The following is a 2,838-nucleotide window of genomic DNA, read 5'->3' on the forward strand; positions in this document are numbered from 1 at the left end:
CCACCCACCCCTGAGGGACCACCCCGGACGATCCGGGCCGGGCGGCGCCGTGCGACCGCCGTCCTGCCCCGGCCCCGGAACGGGTGGCCCCGCCCCGGCTCACCCGGCCGCACCCCGGTCCGGCCCCGCGCCTCCTCCCCGGCGCCGGGCCGGACCGGCCACCGGCCACCGGCCACCGGCCACCGGCCACCGGCCACCGGCCAAGGGTGTCGGGCGCCGGCCACCGGGCGCCGGCCACGAGCCACCGGGCCCCGCCGTCAGCCCAGTTCGAGGCTGGCCACCCCGTACATCCCGGTCAGCTCGACGTCCGGCTCCGGCCCGGTGTACATCCGGGCGGTCTCGAAGGTCGGGGACAGGCCGAGCCCGGTCAGCAGCTCGGCCGCGCGCGGGTTGGCGTCCGGGGCGTCGACGGCGACCGCGCCGTCCGGGGCGTGCTCCGCGAGCCGGAGCAGCAGGGCGGCCGCGATCCGCGGGTCGGAGGCGTACAGCGGGCCGACGCGCGAGGCGCCGCTGCACGGCCGGACGACGCCGAGCCCCTCGATCCGGCCGTCACGGACGGCGGCGAGGGCGGTGCGGCCCGGCAGCCCGACCCAAGCGGCGAGGAAGGCGTCGCGCGGGGCCGGGAAGAACCTCCGGTCGTAGGCGGCGAGCCGGCCGAAGGGCAGCGTGGCGGCGTCCACGATCTCCACCCCCGGCTCCGGCCCGCCGGCCGGAGCGGCACCACTGGCACCGGCACCACTGGCACCGGCACCGGCACCGGCACCGGCACGCGGGACGCCCTCGTGGCGGACGTTGTTCCAGGCGGACCGGAAACCGGACTTGCGGTAGTTGTCCTGCTGCTCCACCACCCCGTCGAGGCCGACCAGCCGCCCGTCCAGCCGTTCCATGGCGGCCTGCCACATGCGGATGCCGTAGCCGCGGCCGCGCACCGCGGGGCGGGCGATGTAGAAGCCGAGGAAGCCGAAGTCCGTGCCGTAGCGCACGGCCGAGACGCACGCGACGGGTTCCCCGTCGAGCCGGCCGACGAGGAACCCCTCCGGATCGGCCACGGCGAAGGCGAACCGGTCGGAGTCCCCCGGGTTCCAGCCCTCCTCGTCGGCCCAGTCCCGGAGCAGCGCCAGGTCAGCGGCGCTCGCGCCGTTGATCTCGAATCCAGTCGATCCCGTCATGTCCGGTGTTGTAGCAGATGCGCGGGAGGCGCGCAGCCGGGCCCGACCGGCCGTCAGGAGGTGCGCGGCCCGGCCTGATCCGACGTCAGGAGACGGGCGAACGCGCCGCGATCGGCCTCTCCGTGCACGTCGCTCACCTGCCCGTCGCCCACCTCGACGACCCTCCAGACCCCGTCCTCGCGCAGGGCGAGGTCGGTGGTGACGAAGGAGCAGTCCAGCGCCCGGACGGCGGCCCGCACCTGATCGAGGTCCGGCGGCGCCACCTCGGCGTACGGGCTGTCGGGGTGGGGGGTCACCAGCAGGGGTTCGGCTCCGCGCCACCAGACCCGTACCTCGGTGGCGGTGCCCTCCGCCGCGGTGAACCGTTCGAAGGCCCGCAGCACCACCCCGCCCGCCAGGTCCTCGCCCTGGAGCTCCACGAACCGGCTCACCACCCGGTGGACGGCGGCCGGGTCGGCGAGGTCGGGAAGGTGGCAGGCCTCCACCCACTCGTGTTTGCGGGACTTGACGTAGTCCTTGACGATGCCGGCGCGGGACTTGAGCGAGGCGGCGAGTTCGGCGAGGCGCACCGGGTCCGGAACCTGCCCGGGGGACGCCGGCAGCCAGCCGGAGGGCGGGGTGAGGTCCGCGAACGTCTCGTACCAGCCGGGGAGTTCGTGGGCGCGCCGGTAGGCCTCGGGGGTGACGCGGAGCTCGCCGCCGCGCTCGCGCAGGGCGGCGTCGAGATCGGCGTACCCCTCAGCCGGGATCATCCAGCCCCGGTACCAGAGCGGCCCGGCCCCGGCGGGCACCCGGGCCACGGCCCGCTCCGGGTCGCCGGCGAGCAGCGCGTCGTGGTCGACGAGCGCGGTGGCGGCGCCGGCGGCGCGCGACTCGCGGGCCTCGGCGGCGAAGTGGGCGTCCACCCGGCGCTCGTTGAGCGGATCGCGGCAGTACAGGACGGTGGTCGGCATGCCGTCAGCCTACGGAATCAATTCGATCGCGACGGGGCCCGCGCGCTCCTTAGAGTCGGCCCATGGGAAAGCCGCTCGTCGCAGTGTTCAGTGGGGCCGGAATGTCCACCGATTCCGGGATCCCCGACTATCGGGGGCCTCAGGGCCTGTGGCGGCGGGAGCCCGACGCCGAGAAGCTCGTGACCTACGAGTACTACATGGCCGATCCGGAGATCCGCCGCCGGTCCTGGCTGATGCGGGCCGAGATCGCCGCGCTCGGGGCCCAGCCGAACGCCGCGCACCTCGCCGTGGCCGAGCTGGAGCGCGGCGGGACTCCGGTGCGGGTGCTCACGCAGAACGTGGACGGGCTGCACCAGCTCGCGGGGGTGCCCGCGCGCAAGGTGTTCGAGCTGCACGGCACGGCGCGGGCCGTGGTGTGCACGGCCTGCGGTGCCCGGTCGGAGATGGACGAGGCGCTGGCCCGGGTCGCCGCCGGGGAGCCGGATCCCCCCTGCCTCGCGTGCGGCGGGATCCTCAAGGCGGCGACCGTGATGTTCGGCCAGCGGCTGGACTCCGAGGTGCTGGCGCAGGCGGTCGCCGTCGCCAAGGCGTGCCAGGTCTTCGTGGCCGTCGGGTCGACGCTCCAGGTGCAGCCCGCGGCCTCGCTGGCCGGGATGGCCGCGGAGGCCGGGGCCCGCCTGATCATCGTGAACGCGCAGGAGACGCCGTACGACTCC

The 2,838-nt window shown here is 75.9% G+C and carries 3 protein-coding genes; 1 reads left to right on the top strand and 2 read right to left on the bottom strand.

Annotated elements, in window-relative coordinates; all coding sequences use genetic code 11:
• Positions 1-257: 257 nt before the first annotated feature.
• On the bottom strand, positions 258-1,169 hold the full coding sequence (locus tag ACWGDE_RS37910; protein ID WP_453393634.1) for a GNAT family N-acetyltransferase: 912 nt from the start codon (positions 1,167-1,169) through the stop codon (positions 258-260).
• A 53-nt stretch (positions 1,170-1,222) separates the two neighbouring features.
• Positions 1,223-2,122: an ATP-grasp domain-containing protein gene (locus ACWGDE_RS37915; protein ID WP_453393635.1), complete on the bottom strand. Its 900-nt coding sequence runs from the start codon at positions 2,120-2,122 to the stop codon at positions 1,223-1,225.
• Positions 2,123-2,184: 62 nt separating this feature from the next.
• Between ACWGDE_RS37915 and ACWGDE_RS37920 the strand changes: the two genes are divergently transcribed.
• Positions 2,185-2,838, top strand: a 654-nt coding sequence (locus ACWGDE_RS37920) for an SIR2 family NAD-dependent protein deacylase (protein WP_453393636.1), incomplete at its 3' end; no start/stop codon positions are given.

The organism is Streptomyces sp. NPDC054956 (genome assembly GCF_053609185.1).

Bases quoted from the DNA above. Each gene is read 5' to 3' on its own strand.
- ACWGDE_RS37910 (WP_453393634.1), bottom strand. From the start codon at position 1,169: ATGACGGGATCGACTGGATTCGAGATCAACGGCGCGAGCGCCGCTGAC.
- ACWGDE_RS37915 (WP_453393635.1), bottom strand. From the start codon at position 2,122: ATGCCGACCACCGTCCTGTACTGCCGCGATCCGCTCAACGAGCGCCGG.